The 25,638-nt window shown below is 67.9% G+C and carries 18 protein-coding genes and 2 pseudogenes; 4 read left to right on the plus strand and 16 right to left on the minus strand.

What is annotated here, in order from left to right; translation table 11 throughout:
- From U9983_RS05150 to topA, 4 genes and pseudogenes are all read right to left on the minus strand, one after another.
- A pseudogene (locus U9983_RS05150) lies at positions 1-228 on the minus strand (3-oxoacyl-ACP synthase); the annotation flags it as partial.
- A 498-nt stretch (positions 229-726) separates the two neighbouring features.
- A complete protein-coding gene (locus tag U9983_RS05155; RefSeq protein ID WP_322752918.1) occupies positions 727-1,965 on the minus strand; it encodes a DNA polymerase III subunit delta' in 1,239 nt (412 codons plus the stop codon).
- Between the two features lie 97 nt (positions 1,966-2,062).
- Complete coding sequence (gene tmk, locus U9983_RS05160; RefSeq protein WP_322752919.1) at positions 2,063-4,414, minus strand: dTMP kinase; 2,352 nt, start codon at positions 4,412-4,414, stop codon at positions 2,063-2,065.
- Positions 4,414-7,239 carry a type I DNA topoisomerase gene (topA, locus tag U9983_RS05165; protein WP_322752920.1) on the minus strand — a complete coding sequence of 942 codons (2,826 nt, stop codon included), beginning with the start codon at positions 7,237-7,239 and terminating at the stop codon, positions 4,414-4,416. The genes tmk and topA overlap by 1 nt, the downstream gene beginning before the upstream one ends.
- Between topA and U9983_RS05170 the strand changes: the two genes are divergently transcribed.
- Positions 7,205-7,648, plus strand: a complete 444-nt coding sequence (locus U9983_RS05170) for a hypothetical protein (RefSeq protein WP_322752921.1) — start codon at positions 7,205-7,207, stop codon at positions 7,646-7,648. The two genes, topA and U9983_RS05170, sit on opposite strands and share 35 nt — an antisense overlap.
- 287 nt (positions 7,649-7,935) lie before the next feature.
- On the opposite strand, the gene U9983_RS05175 is transcribed toward U9983_RS05170, so the two are convergent.
- The 3 genes from U9983_RS05175 to U9983_RS05185 form a co-directional block, all read right to left on the minus strand.
- On the minus strand, positions 7,936-10,275 hold the full coding sequence (locus U9983_RS05175; RefSeq protein WP_322752922.1) for a sodium-translocating pyrophosphatase: 2,340 nt from the start codon (positions 10,273-10,275) through the stop codon (positions 7,936-7,938).
- A gap of 518 nt (positions 10,276-10,793) precedes the next feature.
- The gene (locus U9983_RS05180; protein ID WP_322752923.1) at positions 10,794-11,300 is read right to left on the minus strand and encodes an ATP-binding protein; all 507 of its coding nucleotides are present in this window, start codon (positions 11,298-11,300) and stop codon (positions 10,794-10,796) included.
- A 160-nt stretch (positions 11,301-11,460) separates the two neighbouring features.
- Positions 11,461-11,802 (minus strand): anti-sigma factor antagonist, encoded by a 342-nt coding sequence (locus U9983_RS05185; protein WP_322751973.1) that lies wholly within the window; start codon positions 11,800-11,802, stop codon positions 11,461-11,463.
- Positions 11,803-12,109: 307 nt separating this feature from the next.
- Here U9983_RS05185 and U9983_RS05190 point away from each other — a divergent pair, with 307 nt between their 5' ends.
- Entirely contained in the window at positions 12,110-14,533 is a 2,424-nt protein-coding gene (locus U9983_RS05190) for a DEAD/DEAH box helicase (RefSeq protein WP_416211277.1), read from the plus strand.
- A gap of 72 nt (positions 14,534-14,605) precedes the next feature.
- Here the strand turns inward: U9983_RS05190 and U9983_RS27725 are convergent.
- The 8 genes and pseudogenes from U9983_RS27725 to U9983_RS05225 form a co-directional block, all read right to left on the minus strand.
- A pseudogene (locus tag U9983_RS27725) lies at positions 14,606-15,010 on the minus strand (Rv3654c family TadE-like protein); the annotation flags it as partial.
- Between the two features lie 71 nt (positions 15,011-15,081).
- Positions 15,082-15,573, minus strand: a complete 492-nt coding sequence (locus tag U9983_RS05195; RefSeq protein ID WP_322752924.1) for a TadE family type IV pilus minor pilin — start codon at positions 15,571-15,573, stop codon at positions 15,082-15,084.
- 32 nt (positions 15,574-15,605) lie between these two features.
- A complete protein-coding gene (locus U9983_RS27730) occupies positions 15,606-15,743 on the minus strand; it encodes a DUF4244 domain-containing protein (protein ID WP_416210104.1) in 138 nt (45 codons plus the stop codon).
- Positions 15,744-16,200: 457 nt separating this feature from the next.
- Positions 16,201-17,172, minus strand: coding sequence for a type II secretion system F family protein (locus tag U9983_RS05205; RefSeq protein WP_322752926.1), 972 nt, complete (start codon positions 17,170-17,172; stop codon positions 16,201-16,203).
- Positions 17,169-18,107 carry a type II secretion system F family protein gene (locus U9983_RS05210; protein ID WP_322752927.1) on the minus strand — a complete coding sequence of 313 codons (939 nt, stop codon included), beginning with the start codon at positions 18,105-18,107 and terminating at the stop codon, positions 17,169-17,171. The genes U9983_RS05205 and U9983_RS05210 overlap by 4 nt, the downstream gene beginning before the upstream one ends.
- Positions 18,101-19,486 carry a TadA family conjugal transfer-associated ATPase gene (locus U9983_RS05215; protein WP_322752928.1) on the minus strand — a complete coding sequence of 462 codons (1,386 nt, stop codon included), beginning with the start codon at positions 19,484-19,486 and terminating at the stop codon, positions 18,101-18,103. The genes U9983_RS05210 and U9983_RS05215 overlap by 7 nt, the downstream gene beginning before the upstream one ends.
- Positions 19,483-20,601: a septum site-determining protein Ssd gene (ssd, locus tag U9983_RS05220; protein ID WP_322752929.1), complete on the minus strand. Its 1,119-nt coding sequence runs from the start codon at positions 20,599-20,601 to the stop codon at positions 19,483-19,485. The genes U9983_RS05215 and ssd overlap by 4 nt, the downstream gene beginning before the upstream one ends.
- Before the next feature lie 446 nt (positions 20,602-21,047).
- Positions 21,048-21,968, minus strand: coding sequence for a hypothetical protein (locus U9983_RS05225; RefSeq protein WP_322752930.1), 921 nt, complete (start codon positions 21,966-21,968; stop codon positions 21,048-21,050).
- A gap of 673 nt (positions 21,969-22,641) precedes the next feature.
- On the opposite strand from U9983_RS05225, the gene U9983_RS05230 reads away from it, so the two are divergent.
- Positions 22,642-23,124 (plus strand): phage holin family protein, encoded by a 483-nt coding sequence (locus tag U9983_RS05230; RefSeq protein WP_322752931.1) that lies wholly within the window; start codon positions 22,642-22,644, stop codon positions 23,122-23,124.
- A gap of 306 nt (positions 23,125-23,430) precedes the next feature.
- On the plus strand, positions 23,431-24,420 hold the full coding sequence (locus tag U9983_RS05235; RefSeq protein ID WP_322747702.1) for an alpha/beta hydrolase: 990 nt from the start codon (positions 23,431-23,433) through the stop codon (positions 24,418-24,420).
- Between the two features lie 26 nt (positions 24,421-24,446).
- Here U9983_RS05235 and U9983_RS05240 read toward each other — a convergent pair whose 3' ends face one another.
- Positions 24,447-25,622, minus strand: a complete 1,176-nt coding sequence (locus U9983_RS05240) for a MarP family serine protease (protein ID WP_322752932.1) — start codon at positions 25,620-25,622, stop codon at positions 24,447-24,449.
- Positions 25,623-25,638: the final 16 nt, after the last annotated feature.

Here is a 25,638-nt window from a genome sequence, read left to right on the forward strand (position 1 = left end):
ATGGGACATGGTGGCGACCACGATGCACCCGACGTCCGCTACTTCGATTCCGGCACTGGCCAGGGCTTTTCCACCGGCGCTTGCAGCCATTGCGCCCAGTGATTCATCCGCGGTCGCGAATCGCCGGCTACGAATACCGGAGCGGGCTTCTATCCACTCGGGTGTCGACTCTATCTGTTGGCAGATTTCGGAATTGAGGACCACTTTCATGGGCCGGTAGGCGCCCACCCCGAGAATCCGACTGCCGGTGGGGCGGAGCCGGGTATGAATGATTCCATTCATCGGCGGGCCGCCGATGAGCCGGCTGGGGAGATACTTTCTCCGGTCCGTACCGTGCGCGGAATCCCACGTTCCATGTCGTATTCCCCCAGGGAGTGGTGAGGCCGGGCGGCCTCGGCGGCGGGCGAATCAGTGGTGCGAATATAATGGTCATATTGGCCGGAAATGAACGGCATCCGCATGTGAGGTATGGCACCCTGGCGGCTGATTTATATCAATAGATCCGGCCTGGGAAATTCTGTACCGACTACTGCCTTATCATACTGTATCCGCTGATGTCGGGCGACAAAATGGGCGGAAAACGCCGGCTGCGCAGCGGCGGGCCATGACCTTGGGTCTATCCGATGGATCTTCGATCGCTTCGCCCCCCACCCGAACGCTTCGAGTTCGTGCGGGTCCCTGCTCTCGATGCCCAGAAGGCGCATCGACCGATATCCATCGGGCGCTCTAACCGGTCCGCAGATCGAGGGTGAGTGCTTCTACGGTGAGTAGCGGGACGAGGCCGGGATTGGCCGCCAGGGTCCGCCGACACCGCAGGACGGCCTCGAGTCGACGCAGCGTCTGCTCCGGGGTGGACGTCCGCGCCTCCTCCGCCACGGCAACGCCGTGGTCCGGGTGAATCGCCTCGACCGGTGCGTCGAGCTGCCGCACCAGGACGTCGCGGTACCAGCCGGCGAGGTCGAGCAGGGCCCGGTCAAGGGAGTCCAGGACGGTCCGTCGTCCACGGCTCTTCTGTGTCTTCTCCAGCTCCTTGAGAGCTCCGGTGGCGCCCCGGACGGTCAGGGCACGGGCCTTTGCACCGGGCTTCGGCGCCCGAGCGCGTTTCGCCGTCGTCCCGGCGGATGTCGCACCCACACCGAGCGCGGTCTTCAGAGCGTCGGTCTCAGCGTCGTCGCGGGTCGTGTTCGCCGCTTCGGCGTCGGCGTTCGCCGCCGCCACCAGGTCCGCGGCCGCGGCGAGACAGTCCCCGGTGCGTTGCAGGCGGGTCGGGAGGCGCAGCACCTCGGCGCGCCGGAGCCGCGTCGCCTCGTCGGTGGCCAGCGCCCGGGCTCGGTCCGCATCGCCCATGGTCGCCTGGGCCGCGAGCCGGGCCTGAGCGGGATCCACCCCGTCGTGCTCCAGCATGCCGGCGACCTGCGCGGGGGTGGGAAGGCGCAGCGCGACCACCCGGCAGCGGGACCGCACGGTCGGCAGGACGTCGTCGACCGACGGTGCGCACAGCAGGAACACCGACCGTGTGGCGGGCTCCTCCAGCGCCTTGAGCAGCGCGTTGGCGGCCTGGTCGGTGAGCCGGTCGGCGTCCTCGAGCAGCAGGACCCGCCAGCGGCCGGATGTCGGTGCGCTGGCTGCATCGCGGACGAGCTCCCGGATGTCCTTGACTCCCAGCGACAGGCCTTCTGGACGCACGGTCCGCAGATCGGCCGCGGTGTCTGTCAGTACGGTGTGACACCCGTTGCACTCACCGCATCCTGGGGGTGAATTTTTGCAGTTCAACGCCGCGGCGAAGGCGCGCGCCGCCATCGAACGCCCAGCGCCCGCGGGGCCGGTGAACAGCCATGAATGCGTCATGCTTGCACGGGCCGCGGGACGGGCATCAGTCGCGGTCACCCCGGCGGCCGCGCTGGCCGCGCCCGCGAGGATCTCGACGACCGGAGCCTGGCCGATCAGGACATCCCAGACGCTCACCGGTCCATTGTCCGACTCCGTTGGTCGGCGGTTACCGGCGGGCCGTCCGGCGACCGGCGAAGCGCCGTCTGGACGGTCGGGAGACGGTCGGGAGGAGCTACCGGGCCGATGGGGCTCTCTTCGTTGTTGCGCGATCGGGCGGCATGCCGGGTGCTACGGATGTTGGTGGCACGGTGTCTATTGGCATGTTGTTCGGTGGCACGCTGTCTGGCCGCACGCTGTCTGGCCGCACGGTCTCGGCCGGTGTGGGCTGCATGTGTGGGTCCGCGGCAACCGGGTCGAGATCAGTGCGCAGCCGCTCGCTGATGACGTGGCGGATCTCACTGTGCAGTGTCTGCGGCGGCCGGTTCCCGTCGAGGACCACATAGCGGCCGGGCGCGCTGTCGGCGAGCCGGCGAAACCCGTCGCGCACCCGTTCGTGGAAGGCGACCTGTTCCGCCTCGATCCGGTCGAGGCCGGCCGTGGGCTTGGTCGCCGGCCCGGCCGGATCGACACTCGAGCCGAACGTACCGACCCGTTCCCGGACCCGACGCAGGCCGATCTCGGCGGGCAGGTCGAGCAGGATCGTGAGGTCGGGGACCAGGGCCTGGGTGGCCCACCGCGACAGCGCCGCGACCTCGTCCGCCCCGAGCCGGCGCCCGGCGCCCTGATAGGCGATGGACGAGTCGATGAAGCGGTCGCTGATCACAATCGCACCCCGGGCCAGTGCCGGCTCGATGACCCGGGTGACATGCTCGGCGCGGTCCGCGGCGTAGAGCAGCGCCTCGGTGCGCGGGTGCAGCCGTACCGAGGGGTCGAGCAGCAGGTCCCGCAGCGTAGCGCCGATGGTGGTCCCACCCGGTTCGCGGGTGATCACAACTTCGCGTCCGGACGACGCCAACCATGATCCCAACCGTTCGACCTGGGTGGATTTGCCGGATCCCTCACCGCCTTCGAGGGCTACGAACAGACCGGCGTGGCGAGGGCGTAGCGGTGTGCTGCCACGTCCCAGCAGGGCGTTCCAGAGTTCGGGCAGGACTGCGATGCCCGAGCGTTGGTCCATCTGCCGGTAAGCGAACAGGCCGACGGCCACCGCGAGCATGCCGGCGGCGAGCAGGACGATCGTGACCCCGTCGGCGCGGAGATGGACGCTGCCCCACAGGCTGATGCGGTGTGCTCCGATGAGGCCCACCAGCGCGGGCGCGGCGGCCAGCACCAGTAGCAGATCAATGCGGACCAGGGACTGGACCAGCGCGAATGTCCGCCCGCGCAGCTCGTCGCTCACCTCCGCCTGCAACAGAGTGTAGCCGGTTACCCACGCGATCCCGGCGAACATGCCGACGAGGACGACAACGACGCAGGCCAGCACGAGGTTGGGCATGACCGCCACCGCCAGCATGGCCACCCCGGCGGCGGTGACGCTCAGGCCGAAGAGACGGGAGCGACTGAAGTCACCGAGCAGCCGCGGTCCCAGCGCCATCCCGGCGGCAAGCCCCACGAACACCGCACCGAACAGGACGCCGTACGCGGAGTCACCGCCGCCCAGAATCTGGACGTAGAGTCGCCCGAGCGCCACCACGCACCCGGCTCCGGCGAACCCGCCGAGAATACCGATCACCAGACCGCGGACCAGCCGGTTGTGGCCGACGAACCGCCAGCCTTCCGTGATCGACGACCACAGGCCCAGATGCTGGTCGGTGCGTTGGTGCTCGGCCCGGCCGATCCCGCGTAGCCGGAAGATCACGATCGCTGATACCAGGAACGTCGCCGCGTTGAAGAAGAGTGCGAGGTCCAGCGGGGAGGTCTGAAAGAACGACACGCCGGACGCCAACGCACGCGACAGGGTGGCCAACAGTGAGAAGATCGCTGCACCCAGTGGCGCCGAGCCGTACGTGGTGATCAGACTCAGCGTGTTCGCCGCCGCGAGCCGGCGCGCGGGTACCAGGTTCGGCACGCTCGCGTCCTTGGCCGGGTTCCAGAACAGGCTCACGCACTCGATCAGGAGTGACGCGATGAGCAGCCAGGTCAGCGTCCCAACCAATGGGATGGACAGGAACAACCCGAATCGCAGGATGTCCGCGACGACCATCGTCAACCGCCGGTCGAGTCGGTCGGCCACGACACCGGCGAACGGTCCGAGGATCAGCGCGGGCAGCAGTCGGACGATCAGTACGGAGCCGATGGCGAACGCCTTGTCGGAGAAGCTCGCTCGCAACGAGCTGGCCAGGGCCGTCGTCGCGAGCAGGCCCATCCAGTCACCCAGGCTGGACAGGGCCAGCGCCAGCCAGAGCCGGCGGAACTGCGCGATCCGCAGGACCGCGCGAAAATCTCCTTCGGTGTGCTGATGCGGATCATCAGGGCTGGCGAGTGGCGCCGTGCTGCCGGTAGACGGCCCGCCGACATCCGACGACACCAGTGGGGTCGTCTGCGAGCGTGGCGGGCCGGCGTCGCCGTCTACCGGAATGCCCATCAGTCCGTCCGGCGCGGCTGGGTCGACGGGGCACTGGACGTGCCGCCGTCCGGCCCGGTCGTGGTCTTCTCGGTGGCGGCCTTCTTGGCCGGGGTTTTCCTGGTGGTGGCCCGTTTCGTGGTGCCGGTCTTCGGAACGGCCGGCTCCTTGCTGCCTGATCCGGCGGCGCTGCCTGATCCGGCGGCGCGGGCCGTCCGCCGTCTGGGCGTCGCCGGTCCGCGGGCCCGGCGGTCGGCGAGCAGTTCGGCTGCCCGTTCCACGGTGATCGACGCGACCTCATCGCCTTTGCGCAGGCTCGCGTTTGTCTCACCGTCGGTGACGTACGGGCCGAATCGGCCCTCACGCAGCACCATCGGCGCACCGGTGGCAGGATCTGCGCCCAGTTCGCGCAGGGGCGGGCTCTGCGCGGCTTGCCTGCGTCCCCGTGCCTTCGGCTGGGCGATCAGCGCCAGTGCCTCATCCAACGTCACGCTGAACAGCTGCTCCTCCGACTCCAGCGACCGGCTCTCCGACCCCTTCTTGACGTACGGTCCGTACCGGCCATTCTGGGCCGTCACCTCTTCGCCGTCCTGGGCAACGCCCAGTGATCGGGGCAGGGTGAGCAGCTTGAGGGCCTCGGTGAGGGTGACCGTCTCGGGGGACATCGTGGCCAGCAGGCTCGCCCGGCGTGGCGGGTCTTCGTCCGTGCTGACGTACGGACCGAAACGTCCGATCTTGACAGTGACGGCCGCGCCGCTGGCCGGGTCGGTGCCAAGGGGCCGGTCCCCGCTCGGCGCGCCGAGCAGCTCCATCGCCCTGGCCACGGTGAGTTCGTCTGGAGCAAGATCTTCGGGGACGCTGGCCCGCTGGTCGCCGTGTTGGACATACGGGCCGTATTTGCCGACTCGGATCATTACGGGTTGGTCGTCGTCCGCCGTACCCAGCGGGATCGAGTTCACCTCGCGGGCGTCGATCTCCCCGAGCCGCTCGCTGACCAGGTGCTTGAGGCCACCCGAACGCGCGACACCGCCGGGCTGGCCCGCGTCCGAGCCGAAGTAGAAGCGGGTTAGCCAGTCGATCGACGCCGACGTACCGGCCGCGATGGCGTCGAGATCGTCTTCCATCGAGGCGGTGAAGCGGTAGTCGACCAGCCGGCCGAAATGGTCTTCCAGCAGGCCGACGACAGCGAACGCGACGAAACTGGGGATCAGCGCGCTGCCCTTTTTCCACACGTAACCGCGGTCCTGGATCGTCCCGATGATCGATGCGTAGGTGGACGGTCGCCCGATGCCGAGTTCCTCGAGGGTCTTGACCAGGCTCGCCTCGGTGAAGCGCGGCGGCGGGTTGGTGGTATGCCCGCGCGGGTTCAGCTCGCGGGTGGCCAATCGGTCGCCCTGGCGGACGTCTGGCAGGCGGCGTTCACGGTCCTCAAGCTCCGCATCGGGGTCGTCGGCACCCTCGACGTAGGCGCGCAGGAAGCCCGGGAAGGTGATGACCTTTCCCGATGCCGAGAACTCGGCGTCCTCCCCGGCGCTGGATGCCCCACCGAGCCGGATCGTCGCCGACGTACCGAGGGCGTCAGCCATCTGGCTGGCGACTGTCCGCCGCCAGATCAGTTCGTAGAGCCGATAGCCGTCGATGTCGTCCCGGAGTGCGGTGCGCACCTCACCGGGGGTCTGGAAGTGATCCCCGGCCGGACGGATCGCCTCGTGCGCTTCCTGGGCGTTCTTGACCTTCTTCGTGTAGGTGCGGGGCCGCTCGGGCACGTACTGCGGCCCGTAGAGAGTCCGGGCCTGGTCCCGGGCGGCGGCGAGCGCGGTTTCGGACAGGTTCGTCGAGTCCGTACGCATATAGGTGATATAGCCGTTTTCGTACAGCTTCTGTGCCACCTGCATCGTTCGTTGGCTGGAGAAGCGCAGTTTGCGGCCGGCCTCCTGCTGCAGGGTGGACGTCATGAACGGCGGGTAGGGCGAGCGGCGGTACGGCTTGGTCTCCACCGACCGGACCGTGAAGACGGCGTCGGCGAGCCGGCCGGCCAGGGCGCGCGCCGCGGGCTCGTCGAGCCGCACCACGTCCGCGGAGGTGAGCTCGCCGGAGGCGGCGAAGTCGCGTCCGGTGGCCAGTCGGCGGCCGTCGAGCGCGACCAGGTTCGCCGGCAGTGGAGTGGCGTCGGGTGCCTGGGCGGCTGCGGCCCGGCCCTGCGAACCACCCTCACCCGTGGCCAGCGCACCGAAGACACCTTCGATGTTCCAGTACTCGGCCGAGGTGAAGCGCATCCGGGCGCGTTCGCGTTCCACCAGGATGCGGGTTGCCACGCTCTGAACCCGGCCCGCCGACAGCCTCGGCATCACCTTCTTCCACAGCACCGGGCTGACCTCATAGCCGTAGAGCCGGTCGAGGATCCGCCGCGTCTCCTGGGCGTTGACGAGGTTCTCGTTGATCTCGCGCGGGTTGTCCACCGCTCGCTGGATGGCCTGCGGCGTGATCTCGTGGAAGACCATTCGCTTCACCGGCACGGTCGGCTTCAGCGTCTGCAGCAGGTGCCAGGCGATCGCCTCGCCCTCGCGGTCCTCATCTGTGGCGAGGTAGAGCTCGCTGGCGTCCTTGACCAGGGCTTTGAGCTTGCTGACCTGGGATTTCTTGTTGGGGGTAACGACGTAGAGCGGCTCGAAGCCGTTGTCGACGTCCACCCCGAGCCGCGCCCACGGTTTGCTCTTGTACGCGACCGGCACCTCCTCGGCGTTACGCGGCAGGTCCCGGATGTGCCCGATACTGGACTCGACCTGCCAGCCGGGGCCGAGGTATCCGGCGATGGTCTTCGCCTTCGCGGGCGACTCGACGATCACCAGCCGGGTTCCGGTCGTGGTGGGAGCGCTCGTCGAGGTGCTGGATCGGCTACCACGCGTGTTCGTACGTGTGCTGGGACGGGACGCGGCGCCGTTGCCGGACATGTCCGTGTCCGTCTGGGCGTCCGTCTGGGCGTCGGTGTGGGCGTCCGTGTGGGGCGCGGCGCCGGTGTCGAAAGCCGTGGGTTCGACGACGGGTGTCGATGACCCGGCGCTCGACCGGCGCGTCCCGCTGTTTGTCGGCTTCGTGCGCGGGGGCACTTCTCTCCTCGTTGCAGGGGGGTGGTTCGACTTCGGCATTGCGGCTCGTGGTGCGGCGGGTGTGCTGCGTCGGGCGTGGTGCGTCGGGCGTGGTGCGGCGGGCGTGGTGCGTCGGGCGTGCTGCGGCGGGCGTGGTGCGGACGGCTGAATCGCCGGTGGAAACCGGCCCTGGGCTCATTGCCAAGCCCCGGGTCCATGTCTCGACAGTAGGTCGACGCACACCGGTATGTCAGCCGGCCGCGCGGCGGCCCCTGCGGCGTCCGGTGTTGTGGACGCCGCAGGAGACCGTACGCCGTGTCGCGCCCACAGGTCTGTCGGTGTCCGACCAGGCGGCCTCGAACCGCTCCTAATCGCCGCCGGTGGATAGCCGCGCTCCGCGATGGTGGTGGTTGCGCCTCCGCCCGTGGGCCGGGCGGACGCCGTCGAAGGGATGGGCTACACCGTTGCCTTTGGATTGGCGGCTGCGCGCTGTTCGGTCACTGACGGTACAACCGCCAGGGCGGTACTGCGTCGCTTCGAATAGATGATCACTGCGGCAATCACCGCGACAACCACGAGTGCGATGGCGATCCGTAGTGGTTTGTTCTCGTCAGCACCAACCGAGTACTTCACCACAGATGGTGCGATCAGCAGGCTGACCAGGTTCATTACCTTGATCAGAGGATTGATTGAAGGCCCCGCGGTGTCCTTGAACGGATCACCGACGGTATCGCCGATGACCGTGGCGGCGTGGACATCGGAACCCTTGCCGCCGTAGTTGCCGTCCTCGACGAATTTCTTCGCATTATCCCAGGCCCCACCGGAGTTCGAGAGAAAGACGGCCATGAGGACGCCGCCGGCGATCGCTCCGGCAAGGTATGCACCCAGTGGCGGGTAACCGAGGCCGAAGCCAACTGCGATCGGAGCGAGAACCGCAAGCGTGCCTGGAGTGATCAACTCCTGTAGGGAGTCCCGGGTGCAGATGTCGACGACGGCACCGTAGTCGGGCTTCTCGGTGCCGGCCATGATCCCTGGCTTCGTTCGGAACTGGTTACGTACCTCCTCGACCACCCGCCCCGCGGCGCGTCCGACCGCATTGATCGCGAGTCCGGCGAACAGAAACACGACCGCGGCACCGATGATGAGTCCGACCAGCGCATCGGGGTAGGCGATATTGAGGGTACGCGAGCCCTCGACAGTCCGGCCGGCGCTGATGAGTGCCGCGTTGACCGTGTCGGTGAACGATCCGAACAAGGCGGTGGCGGCCAGCACCGCGGTGGCGATCGCGATGCCCTTGGTGATGGCCTTGGTGGTGTTACCGACCGCGTCGAGGGATGTGAGGATCGCGGCACCCTCGCCGTCCGCGGCTGCACCGGACATCTCGGCAATGCCCTGGGCGTTGTCGCTGACAGGCCCGAAGGTGTCCATGGCGATGATCACTCCGACTGTCGTCAGCAGGCCGGTGCCGGCCAGAGCTACGGCGAACAGTGCCACCGTGGTACTGCCGGATCCGAGCAGGTATGCGCCGAACACCGCCGCGCTGATGAGCAACGCCGAATAGACGGCTGACTCCAGCCCGACCCCGATGCCGGAAAGAATGTTGGTGGCGGGACCGGTCGTGGACGCCTTCACGATGTCCTGGACCGGTCTGCGGTTGGTTTCGGTGAAGTATCCGGTGAGTAGCTGGATGGCTGCGGCCAGCACGATGCCGATGAGGACTGCGGTGATCGCGATGAACCGCGGGTTGCCGCTCTGGCTGCTGTTTTCAAGACCGGGGAAACCGGAGAAGCTGTCCGGCAGGTAGGCGAACGAAACGATGATGACCCCGACGGCGGAGACCAGGGCCGAGATGAAGAAGCCCCGGTTGATCGCCGCCATGCCGTTGCGGTCACCGGCGCGGGGGGCGACCGAGAAGATTCCGATGATCGCGGTGAGTACGCCCACAGCCGGCACGAGCAGTGGGAAGACCAGTCCGTTTTCGCCGAAGGCCTTGACCCCGAGGATCAGCGCGGCGACCAGCATCACCGCATAGGACTCGAACAGGTCGGCGGCCATGCCGGCGCAGTCACCGACGTTGTCGCCCACGTTGTCGGCGATCGTGGCCGCGTTGCGCGGGTCGTCCTCGGGGATGCCCTGTTCGACCTTGCCGACGAGGTCGGCTCCCACGTCCGCAGCCTTGGTGAAGATACCTCCACCGACTCGCATGAACATCGCCAGCAGTGCGGCGCCGAACCCGAATCCCTCCAGGACCTGCGGGGCCGTATCACGGAATGCCAGCACGACGACCGCCGCTCCGAGCAGCCCAAGACCGACCGTGAACATCCCGACCACGCCGCCGGTGCGGAAGGCGATCCGCATGGCGGCGCGCTCCCCCTGGTGGATGGCTGCGGCGGCGGTACGGGTGTTCGCCCGGGTGGCAAGCGACATGCCGACGAAGCCGACAAGCGCGGAGAAGACGGCCCCGAGGACGAAGAAAACCGAACGTCCCACCCGGGCGCCGGTAGTGTCCGCCGGCAGCAGTAGCAGCACGAAGGGAATCACGACGACGAAGCCCGCCACTGTGATGAACTGCCGGCGCAGGTAGGCTACGGCGCCTTCCTGAACGGCGCGACCGACTTCGATCATCTGGGGGCTTCCCTGGCTCGCGGCGAGCACCTCGCGGACCAGGTAGCCGGCAACTACCAATGCGATCGCTGCGACGGCTGCCACACCAGCGACCAGTCCGAGCTGACCTCCGCTAAGTTCAATGGCGACAGCACTTGGCTTCGTACCTGCCTCGGCTTGGAGCGGGACCATGGGCCCTCCCGGTCAGGTCGGTGCACCCTCCGTGTTCGCCCGGCGCCATTATGGCGTCGCGATGGGCGTGCACGGCCCGACGTCGCACCTGACGACGTCACCGAGGTCACCGTCCGGGTGTGAAGGGACGCCGGGCATGCGCATACGTCGACGCATGGGGCGCGATTGCCGGCATGACTGCCGGCTGGGACAGGCCCGGGTGGTCACCCGGCCCGCTGTCGCACCGATATACGGCAACTAGCGCGCTGGCCCGCGTTCCCCCCGAACCTCCGTCCGGTACCATGGGGAGCACTCACGGCATCCCACCCGGCCTGATCGACCGAGTGTGCGATGCGGCGCAGTCTATCCATACGGCTGTAACACGCGCTCGCTTTTCGAGTGACCCCGGTGGGTGAATGTTACGGTTTGACACGTGGCGCAGGTCATTCGGGTAGCTATGGTGGATGAAGCTGTCGAGGCAAAGCTGTGCACTGGCTCGTCTGGTGGTCCAGGACGGCCTCGGCGGTGGCGGACCGGGGTCAGATCGCCAGGATCGATCTGTCCGCCGTCTTACTGATCGGCCAGCGCATCGTGACAACCGTTCCGGCCGAGTCTGGCCGCGCGGCAATGGTGACGTCATCCACCAGGCCCTGGATGAGGGCGAGACCGAGCCCGGTGGGAACCACCGAGGACAGCTCGTCACTGATTTCATCGTCGGCCTGAGCGCAGTCGATATTGATCGGTGCTGGCGTGGAGACCCGACCGTCGGGGTAAGCGGGCGAAATCCGGCCACCTCCCGGCCCACAGTCGGACACCGATACTTCGAACACGTCGTCATCATCACCGACCCGGACAATCACGAGGGCCTGTGGGTCGAACCGGCGGTTCACGCTGACGGCCCGGGCGCACGCTTCGCCGACCGCGAGCTTGACCTCGTCCATGAGCTCGTCGGGTACCCCCGAACGTCGACTGACCGCACCCGCGATCATCCTGGCTGTGCGGACATGGCCCGGCAGGGCGGCGAAGCGCAACTCGACGGTGGCCATGCGTCGCTTACCTGCCTCTCGATGCGGAGATGGTGTTCTGGGGTAGTTGACCGTTCTGGCGTAGTTGGAATGACCGAGCATAGGACCGTCCGGCTTCCGACGCCTGGCGGGCCACCTTCTGGATCATCGCCCGCATCGACCAATAGTCATCGGACAGGCCCTAGTCCTTCGCTGCGAGCGCTTCCTCGACGGAGGCATGGATGGGGAAGACCTTCGTCAGACCGGTGATCCGGAAGATTTTCAGTATCCGTTCCTGGGTGCAGACCAGGCGCAGCGACCCCTCGTGTGCGCGGACTCGCTTGAGGCCTCCGACGAGTACACCGAGGCCGGTCGAGTCCAGGAATTCGACGCCTTCCATGTCGACGATGAGATGGTATGACCCACCCGACACGAGATCGATGAGCTGCTCGCGCAGCTTCGGCGCGGTGTAGACATCAATCTCGCCGCCCACGACGACGATCGTGAAGTCCCCTTCCACCCGGGTCGTGAGAGACAGGTCCACGGTTCCTCCTGGCGTGTGCTCCACAGCCGCCCGGTTGGACAGCTGACATCACGGCGCCACTACCCTCCCACGCTCGGATCAATCCGGCTCACCGCGACACAGTCGCCGCGTGCATCCGTCGCAATCCGACATCACATTGTGATCCATTTGTGTTCTCCTTGCCTGACACCGGTTGTGCCGTCGGTTGCTTGTCGTTGCCACGCAGTGGCGGTCCAACGGTTGTCACCGGCCGCGAGACCCGGTGGATGAGCACGTCCGCCGAGCCGGGGTACCCGGGTTCGGGCGTCCTGACCTACGCTGAGCTGCTGTGGGCGGAACCGTGGTGCCCGAAGACGCACCGGATCGCGGTGCGGTGATTCTTGATCGACTTTTTGCGGACGCCCGCCGGCGGCGGTGCGTGACACACGTGGAGCATGTACCGGCCCGGATTGGTACGCGGCTTCCCTGGCCGGTGTGGGCAGATCCCGTGCTGGTCTCACGGCTGCGTGCCGTCGGGATCGATGAGCCGTGGACCCATCAGGTGCACGCCGCCGAGCATGCACATGGCGGACGCAGCGTCGTACTGGCGACCGGTACGGCGTCGGGTAAGTCGCTGGGATACCTCATGCCCGTGCTCAGTGTCCTGCTGGCCCAAGCGTCGGCCCGGGCGCTTTATCTCGCTCCCACCAAGGCACTGGCGCACGACCAGCTCCGCGCTGTTCGTGCGCTCAACCTGACCGGAGTACGCGCCGCCACGTACGACGGCGACACATCCGCGTCCGAACGTGACTGGGTCCGGGCTCACGCGACGTTCGTGTTGACCAATCCTGACATGTTGCACCACGGTGTGTTGCCGTCCCATCGGCGGTGGGCCGCATTCCTGCGGGGCCTTCGATACGTCGTGGTCGACGAGTGTCACGGCTATCGGGGCGTGTTCGGTTCCCACGTCGCACACGTACTGCGGCGGCTGCGACGGGTGGCTGCGCGGTACGGGTCGACGCCAGTGTTCGTGCTGGCATCGGCGACTGTCTCCGACCCGGGCCGCTCCGCTGGCCGCCTTACCGGGCTCGATGTCGAGGTCGTCGACGATGACGCCTCCCCGAGAGGCGCGACTCGGTTTGTGCTGTATGAACCTCCACTCGTCACCTCTTGGCGGCCGCCCGCATCGGCTGTGGTGGCGCCGACGCCCGGTGGGATGGGACCTGAAGGACACGGAGAGTCGCCGATCCATGGTCACAACGGTGCGCCGGTGCGCCGTTCGGCGACTGCGGAAGCCTCGGACCTGCTTGCCGATCTCGTCACCGACGGCGTCCGTACTCTTGTGTTCGTGCGGTCGCGCAGGGCGGCGGAAGTAGTCGCGCAGTCGGCCCGCCGAGCGTTGTCGGACGTTTCGAGGGATCTCGCGGACCGGGTCGCGGCCTATCGCGCGGGCTACCTGCCGGAGGAACGCCGGGCGCTGGAGGCGGATCTGCGCTCGGGACGGCTGCTCGGGGTTGCCGCGACGAACGCTTTGGAACTGGGTGTGGACGTTACCGGGCTGGATGCCGCCATTATCACCGGGTATCCGGGCACTCTTGCCTCGTTGTGGCAGCAGGCTGGCCGTGCGGGTCGTAACGGTCAGGGAGCCGTTGCGGTCCTGGTCGCTCGTGATGATCCTCTCGATACCTATCTCGTGCACCACCAGGAGGCCGTGTTCGGTCGGCCGGTCGAGGCCACCGTGCTTGATCCTGACAACCCCTATGTGCTCGGCCCCCATCTCGAGTGCGCGGCCGCGGAACTGCCGCTGACCGAGGCCGATTTTGATCTTTTCGGGCCGGCTGCCCGCACCACGGTCGATGACCTGGTGCGTCGTGGCCGGCTCCGGCGTCGGCCGGCAGGCTGGTACTGGACCCACCGTTACCGACCTGATGTTGATATCCGTGGCGTTGGTGGTGCGCCCGTGCGGATCGTCGAGGCATCGACCGGGCGCCTGCTCGGGACGGTGGATGCCGCGACGTCGCACTCGACGGTCCACCGTGGAGCGGTCTATCTCCACCAGGGCAGTTTTTACGTGGTCATCGAACTCGACCTTGACGTGGCGGTCGCCTTCGTTGAGGCGGACACGCCCGACTGGACGACGTGGGCCCGGGAGCTGACGGACATCAAGGTGCTGGACGTGGCCCGTTCCCGGACGGTAGGCGAGGTCGAACTGCAGCTGGGGACGGTTGAGGTCAGTAGCCAGGTAGTGGCCTACCAGCGGCGCCAGATCGTGACCGGACGGGTCGTCGGAGAGGAGCCGCTCGATCTTCCCCCACGGCATCTGCGTACCCGGGCAGTCTGGTACACGGTGACCGACGGGTTGTTGGCCGAGGCGGAGATCGACGAGGATGACGTCCCTGGCGCGGTTCATGCGGCTGAACACGCGGCGATCGGCATCCTCCCGCTGTTCGCGACATGTGATCGGTGGGACATCGGGGGAGTGTCCACCGCGCTGCATCCGGACACGGGCCGGACCACGGTATTTGTCTACGACGGCCATCCGGGTGGAGCCGGTTTCGCCGAACGGGGCTTTCTGCGCGGTGAACCGTGGCTCCGGGCGACTCGAGACGTGATCGCGGCTTGTGAGTGCACCGCTGGCTGCCCATCGTGCGTGCAGTCGCCAAAGTGCGGCAACGGGAACGAGCCGCTGGACAAGCCGGCCGCGCGCCGGTTGCTGGAGACCGTACTGCGGCGACTCGATCCGGCCGGACCTGGCCGGGACACGCCTTCGTAGGCTGTCAGCCGGCGTCGCGACGGTGGGGCCGGCAATATCATCACTGCTGGCGCCGTCCCACGGGCCGGCGCGGGCTCGCGCAACCAGCGGTCCAAGGCCCCTGAGCGCGCCCGGAAGCTCGATCGCCGCTGCGATTTCCACGGTGTCCCCCGATATCGTGCAGGACACGACCCGGCCGTGGTTCGCGAGCCCGATGTCGCGTGCACGTGCGCACATGGACAGCGGGTCGCCCGATGGGTCGCCCGCGGCCGCGAGCGCGGCCATGTCGGCGGCGTTCGCGGCCCGCTGGCGACAGACCGCGATCATTGCGACCATCAGGACGGCACCGGTGAAGGTCCCGAGAACGAGGAATGCGGAAATCATGAGGATGGTCGCCGAGCCCGTGTCGCCGGGGCGCTTTCGGCCCGGCGTGTGCCGGTCGTCAGATGCGCCGCGGTGCCGCCAGCCGGGGCGCCCGTACAGGTATGACCGGTCCATGCCGGTAGAATTCACTGTTCTTCCTCCCGCTGTAACCCACGGTTCAACAGAGGGTGGGTTTTGAGGTTCGATCAGATTGTTTCCGCTGATTCGAGCGGCGCTGTTGAGGACATCGTGATGTTGATTGCGGGCATGATTCCAGCGAGTCCCCCGGTTGCCCGGACACCTAAGCGGACCTGCACCACAACAAAATTGCCGCCGTGGGTGACAGATATCTCGGCACCGCGTGGTGCGGCCCTTCTCGACCACGAGCGCACTACTTCGTCGGTTTCTCCGCGAGCAGCCGCACGGGCTCCGACGCGAGCTGCCTCCGCGCATTGCGCCTGAACGGATACCGCGCTGAGAACCCAGATCGCAATCAGCAGCACGAGTATCAGGGACGGAATCGCGACCGCCAGTTCGGCGGTTGCCTGGCCGCCGTCGCGAGCCGTGTGCCGCTGGGCGACAGCCACTGCGGGACATGAAACGCCAGCTACTCCGTGGTCTCCGGGCGTAGACGGAAGATCATTATAGTGCCTTATTCGGCTCATTGGCATCACCGGGGGCGTCGGTTTCCGGATCATAGGTATGACCGAGCTCTCTTCGGTTTCAGGCCTCAGAAGGGAATCGACAACGCCCGGCTGACCACGTTGGCCAGCAGCGTGCGGGTTGCCGGACTGTGGATTACCGCATAGAGAACAGCGGCGAACCCGACCGCGGCAACCGTGCCCACGGCGTACTCCGCTGTCGACATTCCCGCGTCGTCGCGGCGCTTCCCAATCGATCTGAACCCGATGTTCCCGCCGCCAGCTCGAACCTGATGTGAGGCGCGTGCCGTCGATGGTGTGAGCAGCGCTACGAATATGCTGATCAGCAGCTGCGTCCAATGCTTCGTGATCAGATGGTAGCGTGCCGGGAGTGCGGACATGTTGGGTGACCTCCAGATCGACCGTTCCGGCCGGTGGCGGGAGCTCCGACTTTCGCTCGGAGTGTTTCTTTGATCCGTACAAGTATTATTTCCTGCGAATGCGTCGGTGGCGAGCGCGAATATCGTGCTGTGGATGACGGACTGTTATCCACAGGCCGGTTGGGCGTGGATCGCCGGGACAGAAGATTCACAACAGGTTCTGACAGGTTGGCGTCTCGTGTCGCCGGACCTGGTGTGACCTGGTGTGACACCGGCCGGGTTCGGCCGAACCCGACAAGCGCAGTTACAGCAGCGCCAGACCCGTGCCAGCCCCTGCCACGACGGGCACGACCCCCAACGCAATGAATGCGGGCAGAAAGCACAGCCCGAGCGGTGCTACCGCGGCGACTCCCGCTCGGCGTGCCGCGGCCAGGGCGCGCTCCTGATGCTGCGCGCGGGTCTGGTCCGCGAGTCGTTCAAGCGTCGCGGCCAGTCGGGCGCCGGAGTCCTCGGTCCGGTGCAGCGCCCGTGCGAAGGTCGCCAGCTCACGCGCTGCTGTTGTGACCTCCGCGACACCTGTGATGGCCCACCAGCTCGGCGCGGGCCTACCCCCGGGGCCGGGATCGAGTAACCGGTGACACGCCTCGCCGATAGGCGCTCCAAGCCGCAGAGCGCGTCCGACCAGGCCCAGCTCCGTGCCGAGCGGTCCGCCGACCGCATCGGCGACGATTTCCAAGGCCGTCACGACCGGCGCACCGGCGGTCAGGCACGCCGCAATGAGGTCGAGGGCCAGTGGAAGGTCGCAGGCAAGGCGTTCGTGGCGGCGCCGGGTATGGCGCTCGGGCACACCAGCCAACAGGCGGACCGCGGCCACGCCGAGAACGAGGCCGATGACGATGCCCGCGGGACCACCGAACACTACGAATGGACCGAGCCCGGCTGCGGTGCCAAGAGCGATCCGCCGAAGCACCGAGCGGCGGTCCGCGGTGGGGTGCGGACCGCCGCTCGAACCGTGGCTCCAACGGTTCGCCCAACGGGCGCTCGAGCGGCGGCTGCTTTCGCTGCCGTGGTCCTGCGCCCCATCGTTGCGGCCCTTCGACATGTGCCTGGTCAGGTGTGGTCGCGTCGGCGTGATGTCGGCCCGGGTCGGCGGGGTGAGCGAGCCTGCCCGGCGCCGAACCTGATCGCAGAGCGTTGTGATTCCGGCCAGCCACGACGCCGATGCCATGCTTGTAGCCGCGGCGAGAAGCATTGTCCACTGCGGCGGCCCGGTCACAGTGCCACCGCCACCATCGGCTGGGCGTCGTAGCGGTACCGGCCGGTCTCTCCCCGCGATCGAGCCGTCTCGGTGAGTCTGTTGATCCATGCCAGGCCGGCGAGATCGAGCATTGCGCCGACCGCGAGACAGATCGTTCCGACCGGGGTGTGGAGCAGGACATCCAATGGGGACGCGCCGATGAGGATGCCGAGCCCGATCCCGGCAAGAGGCAAGGCTGCGATCAGCCGTCCTGATGCGCGCGGTCCGGCGAGGGCTGCGGATACCTCGCCGTCGTTCTCCTGCTCGGCCCGGACCACCGCGGCGAGTCTGCTCGCCATCGGAGCCAGTGGAATACCGGCGATCTGGCTCACCCGCCAGGCGGCCGCGAGCTGGCGCAAGGTTGGCGCTTGGCAACGCTCCAGCGTGGCCGCCGGGTCTAGCCGGTGGGCAAGCCCGGTGCGCAATGCCCGAGAGTCGCTCACACGGGTACCGCGGCGCGGCGGACTCTGGCCAAAGCGCGGCCGATCCGTCTCGTTACCGAGGTCTTCGACGGCTGTGCGCAGCGCTTGCGACGGGCTTCGGCCCGCCTCAAGTTCGGTGGCGAGGGCTGCGAGCACCTCCTGTGCGTCGGCACGCTGAGCGTCGTGCCAGCGTCGTGCCGCGGCGCGTCGCATGGCTCGCTGCGCTGTCACAGCGCCGACGACGGTGACGCAGGCCACTACCGGCCCGAAACAGGCGCCGCTGAGTGCTGCCGCGGCGGCCAAGATCGCCGGTGGTGCCCAGGTACGGGCTGCTCGCGGTTCCGGTGGGTCATTTACGTCCCTGCCGGACCGCCCGGTCGCCGGTGGCCTCGTGGTCGCCACCCGAACGTGCGGCGGACGCCGTCCGATCGGTCCCGAGGCGAGCGCGGCGGCAGTGGCCGCGCAGACGGTGGCCAGCATCAGCATCAGCATCGCTGGCTGCCCGGGGCACTTTCACGAAGCATGCCGGGACGTGGACCGCCGCGTTCGGCGAGTAGTCGATCAAGGATGAGGGCGCCCGCTCCGGCCACAACCACGCTGGCCGTTGCCCCGCGTTCGGGGTCGGGTGGGGTGAGGTGATGCTGGCGTATACGCAGGGCGCCCAGGACGCGGACGAGCCCGCTCTGGTCGCGATACAGTACGCCGATTTCAGTAATTCTGCGCATTCCATCACGATCTCGGCTGATATGAACGACAGCCTGTACCGCCGAGGCAAGTTGGCTGTGCAGGGCCGCGCGGTCCAGCCCGGCAAGCGCGGCGAGAGCCTCCAGCCGCGCTGGGACGTCCGCCGGCGTATTGGCATGGATGGTGCTCAGGCCCCCTTCGTGGCCCGTGTTGAGCGCGACCAGAAGGTCCACGACTTCGGCGCCGCGGACCTCACCCACGACGATTCGGTCAGGTCGCATCCGCAATGCCTGACGAACCAGATCGCTCATATCGATCCCGCCGGCACCCTCGATGTTGGGTGGACGGGACTCCAGTCGCACGACGTGGGCGAGATCGACGACGAGTTCCACGGTGTCCTCAATGACCACGACACGTTCGCCCGGGTCGACCCGGCCCAGAAGCGCGGCCAACAAGGTGGTCTTTCCTGAACCCGTTCCGCCCGTGACCAGTGTTGCCAGGCGAGCGCGGACAAGCGCGTCCAGGACCTCCGCCATGGCGGGTTGTATCGTCCCGGTCGTAACAAGGTCGCCCAGTGTGAAGGGTCGCCGCCTGGGGATCCGCAGCGACAGACACGTCCCTGCTACCGAGACCGGTGCGAGCACCGCGTGCAGGCGGGTGCCGTCACCGAGCCTCGCGTCGGCGAACGGGGTCGCCGCGTCAAGGCGCCGCCCGGTTGCCGCGGCCAGCCGGACCGCGAGGCGACGTACCGCGTCATGGTCGGCAAAGGTGACGGCGCACCGCTCGAGACCGACGCCTCGATCTATCCAGACTTCGTCTGGCCCATTGACCAGAATATCGGTTATGGACGGGTCTGCGAGCAGTGGCTCGAGTGGCCCGGCACCGACAAGCTCCGACTGGAGCGACCGGTGTAGCGCGAGCGAGCCGCTGTCGACCGGTCCGGTTTCCGCCCGGACCGCCATGGCGATGCGCGAGGACGTCAGCGTCCCGTCCGCGCTTGCCAGCCTTCGCCGAATGCCGGCAAGGAGCGCCTCGTCCGGCTGTGTCCCGTCCGTCACACCGCAGGCAGCCGTCGTGCCCGGTGCGCGTCGGACGTGATCTGCTCCGGTTCGTTCGACCGCGATGTCGTGGACCGGATGACCCGGCGTGGCCCCCACACTCGGGCTGCCGGCCGGATACGTGCTCATGCAGCCACGTCCGCGTGCGCCAGATCCAGGTCGTCGAGGATCCGCCCACTGACCCGGGCCAGCGAGCTCCGGCGACGGCTACCCGGCGGTTCTCCCCGTTCCAGTCCGGTCGCGAGGCCCGAATCGTGCCTCAGCACCCCGGCAACCGGCAGCGCGAGCGCATCCGAGACCGCCTCGGCATCCAGCCGGGCCGGGCCCGGGAGCCGCACGACAATACGGACGTCCGAACAGTGCCGGTTCGCGGTGTCGCAGATCCGGCCGGCGGCGGCGATGGCGCGGACCTCGGCCGGAACGACCACAATGATCATTTCTGCCACGTGCATCGCCATGGCGGCGGCCTGGTCGGGAAACCGGGGAAGATCGACGACGAGCAGATCCTTACCGCGCCGGACGCTGGTCAGCATCGCACTCATGACGGCCGGCGGGATCGCGGTCGGGCTGGTTCTGTCCCAGGACAGCACGGCAAGGTCCCCGAGACAGGGCAGCGACTCGGCCAGCACCCGGCGGGACGTTCGCCCGCGGACTGCTGCGAGGTCCGGCCAGCGCATGCCTGGTCGATCCTCAATCCCGAGAGCAAGGTCGATCCCCCCGCCGAGCGGGTCGGCGTCCACCAGCACGGTATGGAGCTCCCGGCGCACGGACGCCAGGGTCAACGCGATCGCGAGACTGGTGGCCCCTGCACCGCCTCGCCCACCGATCACGCCCACGACGGTGGCGCGGCGCTGGTCCGGTTCGGTGGCGGTGGCCAACACCTCGACAAGCCAGTTTTCCGCGTCCGGCAGGAAGGCCACATGCTCGGCGCCGAGACGTACCGCCGCCTCCCATACGCCGCCGTCGTCGAGGTCGGAGCTCAGTAGGACCACCCCCGGACGCCGTGGCAGGCCGGCGGCCACGCACGACGCCACCCGGTCGGTGCCGACGACGACGAGCGGGGCGTTGTTCCAGTACCTGCGGGCGAGGTGGGCGTCGACTACGGCGTTCACGGTGACGCCGGCAGCCGCGGCGAGCCGGAGGATGTCGTCGAGCAGCTGTGGATCATCGGTGATGGTCAGCGGCCGGAGGCTCGGTTGGGGCTCGGGTACAGCGAGGGCGAGAACGGGCGGTGCGGACGTCATGGCAGGGCCCTTCCGTCGTCGGGGATGGGGACGGAAGCTCACCATGACGCATATGGGGCTTGTGGAGGATTTTCCCTCCACAAGCCCCATATATGGTCTAATTAAGATTTATACCGACACGGAGTGCCCGGCACGCATGGTACGGCAAACCGGGGTACGGCAAAGCAGGGTCCGGCAAACCGGGGTCCGGCACGAGGTGCCTGGAAGGGAGGCGCCTGGAAAAGAGGTGCCCGGCGACCGGGGGGACGGCTCCCGTTTGGGGGGCGTCGCGGGAGCCGTCCGTGGGATCTCGCCGTCAACCGCCAGGGATCCCACGATTGCCGGACGAGGGTGCGGTGGGCTCGCTCGACACTGCCGATGCGTACCCTTTCCGTGGCTGGCGAAACCGTCATCCGGGCGCGGCCGCGGTGTGCCCGGATGACTGATGGTCGACTGGCTGGCGCGCCTCAGCTGGCGCGGGTGATGGCCTCGCAGATGGCGAGGGACTCGCGGGCACCCAGCTCCACGGCCCGTGCATAGTGGATGATCCATTGACCGACGCCCTGGGCGCCCGTTCCGATGTAGGCGCGGACCGCCGCGGCATAGCTACCTGTGGCATTGCCACCTGCGGCATTGCCACCTGCGGCGCCGTCGGTGCACGTCTGCCCGCCGGGGATCCGCGCGGCTTCGACGTGCCCGACATCCGTGGCGGTCACGGCCTTGGGGTCCAGGCCCCGGCTGATGAGTACCAGCCGGCCGGCCCCCCGGGCGATGATCCCGTCGAAGGCACCGAACGGGCGGATGGCCAGCAGTTCGCCCTCCACGATCGCAGCCATGATGATCGCCGGTGCGGACGTCCTGGTCAGCAGCAGCTGTGTGAGCCCGTCCAGCCGGGCGGTGGCTTCGGCGGGTGTCGGTGTCGGGCCGAGGCCGAGAGGATCCGTCGGGTCGGTGTGGCTGCCCGCTACTCGTGGGCGTCCGAGGTCAGCGTCGGTGACCAGGCCGCGCGCGACGAGGACGTGCATCCGGGCGAGTGCCTGGCGGGGTGCCCGATCCCAGGTGTCGCGAAGCGTCCCCAGCTCCGCGTGGAGCCGGACCGTGCCGAGCGTCACCCTGAGCGCGTCGCTGTCGCTGTCGCCGGTCGCAAGCCGGCGATCGTGGCCAAGGTGTTCGCGCAGATCGTCCAGATCGATGTCGTGACCGTCCAGCGCTGCTGATGCGCGCGCGGTGCGCAACGATGCCTCGGCTGTCACCTTGGCGCTGTCGCGGCGCATGACCCGGTGCCGTAACAGGGTGTCCACGGACGTTCGGGCGGCGGTGACCGCGTCGGTGACGCCTGGCAGGGCGGCGAGGCGGGCCACGGGGTCCGGCCCGACTACGGCGGTCATTGCCGGTACGCTACCGCCTACCCGCCCCGTGGATGGCGCCCGCCCCATGGATGAGCAGCAGGGCCATGGCAGGCACGGTGGGTCTCCGGCTGGGTGGGAAGGTCCATGGCCCATGGGCGGTGGTCGATGCGGTGGTCGATGCGGTGGACATCCGGTGACCGTTGCGCAAGCGGGCGAACGCAATCTCGTCACGGTCCATCTGTCACACTGGCGGCGTCCGAAGGTCCGGGAAAAATTGCCCGGACCGGCCAGGTATGCGCATCACAGCGCGTCTGGGCGGCGGACAAGCTCTGGACGCGGGACACTTCGCAAGAGGGGTCCGCGGCGGGTGATACGGGATTGTCGTACCCCACCCGATCAAAGGATGACATGATTATGGTTTTCGCGCCGCCGACGGCCCGAGGACTGGACGAACGCGGGGGAGTTGCGGGCCGCCGAGGTGGGCTTCAAACGCGTGCACAACAACCGTGGACGAGCGTTGCGGATGTGTTGACTGTCGCCGATCGGGCACCATCTGGTGACCTGGACGGTATCGGGCGCCGCCTCGTGCCGCGACCTGTACGACCGGTAGTCACCGCTGCGACGGGCAACCCGTGCCCGGTGGGCCGAGGCATGCGGTCAGGAATCGTATCGCGCGCCCGAGGCTCCAGGGCCGCCAGAAGGAGGACCAACGGTGTCGACTCCAACGCAGAACCGACCAGCCACCCGGGAAGCGACGCTCGGTGAGCTCGTCGGGCTCGCGGTACGAGACCTGTCGCTGCTCGTCCGGCAGGAGATCGATCTCGCGAAGGCCGAGCTTTCGAAACAGGCGACGTCTGCCGCGCTCGGCGCCGGCTTTCTGGTGGTTGCCGCCGGCCTTGGGTTCGGCGCGCTGATCGCCGTCACGATCGGGCTCGGCGAGCTGTTCACCTGGGCCGGAGTGGAGCGGTTCTGGGCGTACTTCCTGACCGCTCTGCTTTATCTGGTCGTCGCCGGGCTGTTCGGCCTGTTCGGGGCAAAGCGGTTGAAGAAGATTTCGCCGCCTGAGCGCACCTTGCAGACGGTCAAGGAGGACATCGCCTGGCTCAAGCACCCGACGGCAGTCACGGGCACCGGGGCAGGCCACTCCAACGGGCACGTGTCCGGTAACTCGCGGGACTCGGTGCCCATCCCCTGAGAGCCTGTTCTGAACCTCCTACCCGGGCGATCAACATCTCCTACCTGGACGATCAACGACCGGACGCCCCGGCTGCGTTGCCGGCCAAAGCGATATCACCCATAGTGATCACACAAAAATCTCATAACGATCAAAATCAGACGGTAGTAACATGGAGAAAGCTCGGAAGGAACATATCGGGCACATGGAAGACGCGCTGGGGGTCGCGCGCGGGACCGGTGTCGGCAAGCTGGGCGGGCGCGGATCGATCGAGCCGCGAGCAGGAGCGTCCCCGTTGTCGGGGGCTCTGAGTAATTCTGAGATGCGATGGAGGCCGCAGTTCCAGAGCTTAGCGCCGTTCTTGTAGACGGTCCGTGGCAGCATCGTGACGTATCCGCGAACGGCACCCGCCTGCACGTGGCCGAACTCGGCGACGGCCCGCTGGTGCTGTTGCTGCACGGTTTCCCGCAGTTCTGGTGGGCCTGGCGCCATCAGTTGACCGGCATCGCCGCGGCCGGGTATCGGGTGGTGGCTGCGGACCTGCGCGGCTACGGCGCCAGTGACAAACCGCCGCGCGGGTATGACGCATTCACCCTGGCCGGCGATGTCGCGGGTCTGGTCCGGGCGCTCGGCGAACGGGATGCGGTGATTGTCGGGCATGACTGGGGGGGCGTTGCGGGGTGGACGACGGCGGCGTTTTTTCCACGGCTGGTCCGTGGGCTCGTGGTGCTGGCGATGCCCCACCCGCTGCGGGTCCGCCATGAGATGGTGGCCAGCCCACGACGCCAGGGCCTCTCGGGCCGGCATCTGATCACGTTCCAGCTGCCGTGGCGTCCAGAGCGGCAGCTGGTCGCCGACGACGGCGCTTATGTGGGGCAGCTGTTGCGGTTGTGGGGCGGTCCGGGCTATCCCGACGCCGAGATGGAGCGCCGTTATCGTGAAGCGATCCGCATCCCCGGGGTTGCGCACAGTTCCATGGAGTACCACCGGTGGGTTTTCCGGTCGCTGTTCCGCCCGGACGGTGCCCGTTTTGCAGCGGCGCTGCGCCGCGAGTCGGTGACCGCGCCGACGTTGCAGCTACACGGTCGCCTCGACCGGTGCATGCTGGCGTCCACCGCGCAGGGTTCCGGACGTTATGTCAGCGGTCCCTACACCTGGAAGCTGCTGGACGGGGTGGGGCACTTCCTGCCGGAGGAGGCACCGGCCGTCATCACCGATGAGATCCTCACCTGGCTCGCACATCAGGAGACCGGGGTTCAAAAACGGGCACAGAATACTGTTCTGGACCAATCTGCCAGTCGCAGTCCTACCCCCTAGGGTCTGTCCGATGGATATTGCAGGCCCTAGTCGCAGCCCTGGGTGCTGACAGCGGCGGTCGCGACGCGGCCGGCGTTCGCCGAGGCGTCCACCTCTGCGCTGGTCAGCGCATACCCGGTCTCCGAGTCGTTCGTCGCGGCGGCGAACACGACTCCGAAGACAGTTCCCGTCTCGGACAGCAGTGGTCCGCCCGAATTACCCGGCAGCACCTGGCCGCGGACGGCGTAGATGTCACGCAGCACCGTGCCCTGTGAGTAGATGTTGGGTGCTTTGGCGGTCTGCCGGTTGCGGATGCGTGCCGCCGCGGTCGTGTAGGGGCCGTCCTGCGGGTAACCTGCGACAACCGCATCGTCCCCCGCATGGCCCGCCGGGTTGGCCTGGAAGGCCAGCGGCGTCCGGTGCAACCCGGGCACGTACAGAACCGCGATGTCGGTGTCCGGGTTGAACAACACCACCCTGGCCGCCATCATGGTGTTGCCGACTTCGACCTGCGGCCGCGGCACTCCGGCGACAACATGGGCGTTCGTCATCACCCGCTCCGGGGCGTAGACGAAGCCGGAGCCCTCGACCTGTTTGGAACATGAGGGCGCGACACCCCGGACCTTCAGGATGCTGGCAGACGCCGCCTGCACGCCGGTGGTGGTGGCAGCCTGTGCGTCCGGTGGTTCGACCGGGATGATCCGGCCGCCGCCGAGGCTGGCGAAGACTTCCGGGAAGCCCTTCTGGTCGGCAAGCTGGCGGAGGTCCGCGAAGGCATTACGAAAAGTGTCCGGCATGGCCCCGTCGACGGTCCTCAGCACCGCTGATCGGCGGACATGTTCGGCCAGCGAGCTGAACGGGGATCGGTCGATGGCCGTCGCCAGGAGCCATGCCACCAGCAACACCGAGATTCCCGAAAGCAACGCGCCGGCCACCGAGTCGACGGTCTGGCCGGGGCGCCAGGTGAGCCGGTTGCGCAGCGCCGCACCGATTGCGGTGGCGGCGATCTGTCCGATCAGGGCGAGCACGAGGACGACCAGGATGCCGACGACGGCACCGTTGGCCTCGGCTCCGATCAGCCGCGCGAACGGCGCAGCGATGTTCGCGCCCAGCACGCCGCCACCGAGAAAACCGACGAAGGACAGTGCCCCGACGACGAAGCCCTGCCGGTAGCCGGACACGCCAAAGACAATCACCGCGACGAGCAGGATGCTGTCGACCATGTCTGGCGGCCTGCTA

The organism is Protofrankia sp. Cas3 (genome assembly GCF_963555955.1).
In the GTDB taxonomy this organism is placed as follows: domain Bacteria; phylum Actinomycetota; class Actinomycetes; order Frankiales; family Frankiaceae; genus Protofrankia.

What these genes read in the sequence shown, in the direction of transcription:
- tmk (WP_322752919.1), bottom strand. Translation starts at nt 4,414, where the DNA reads ATGGGCATTCCGGTAGACGGCGACGCCGGCCCGCCACGCTCGCAGACG.
- U9983_RS05170 (WP_322752921.1), top strand. Translation starts at nt 7,205, where the DNA reads ATGGTCTTCGCCTTCGCGGGCGACTCGACGATCACCAGCCGGGTTCCG.
- U9983_RS05175 (WP_322752922.1), bottom strand. Translation starts at nt 10,275, where the DNA reads ATGGTCCCGCTCCAAGCCGAGGCAGGTACGAAGCCAAGTGCTGTCGCC.
- U9983_RS05180 (WP_322752923.1), bottom strand. Translation starts at nt 11,300, where the DNA reads ATGGCCACCGTCGAGTTGCGCTTCGCCGCCCTGCCGGGCCATGTCCGC.
- U9983_RS05195 (WP_322752924.1), bottom strand. Translation starts at nt 15,573, where the DNA reads ATGATCCGGAAACCGACGCCCCCGGTGATGCCAATGAGCCGAATAAGG.
- U9983_RS27730 (WP_416210104.1), bottom strand. Translation starts at nt 15,743, where the DNA reads ATGTCGACAGCGGAGTACGCCGTGGGCACGGTTGCCGCGGTCGGGTTC.
- U9983_RS05210 (WP_322752927.1), bottom strand. Translation starts at nt 18,107, where the DNA reads ATGCTGATGCTGATGCTGGCCACCGTCTGCGCGGCCACTGCCGCCGCG.
- U9983_RS05215 (WP_322752928.1), bottom strand. Translation starts at nt 19,486, where the DNA reads ATGAGCACGTATCCGGCCGGCAGCCCGAGTGTGGGGGCCACGCCGGGT.
- ssd (WP_322752929.1), bottom strand. Translation starts at nt 20,601, where the DNA reads ATGACGTCCGCACCGCCCGTTCTCGCCCTCGCTGTACCCGAGCCCCAA.
- U9983_RS05225 (WP_322752930.1), bottom strand. Translation starts at nt 21,968, where the DNA reads ATGACCGCCGTAGTCGGGCCGGACCCCGTGGCCCGCCTCGCCGCCCTG.
- U9983_RS05235 (WP_322747702.1), top strand. Translation starts at nt 23,431, where the DNA reads ATGGAGGCCGCAGTTCCAGAGCTTAGCGCCGTTCTTGTAGACGGTCCG.
- U9983_RS05240 (WP_322752932.1), bottom strand. Translation starts at nt 25,622, where the DNA reads ATGGTCGACAGCATCCTGCTCGTCGCGGTGATTGTCTTTGGCGTGTCC.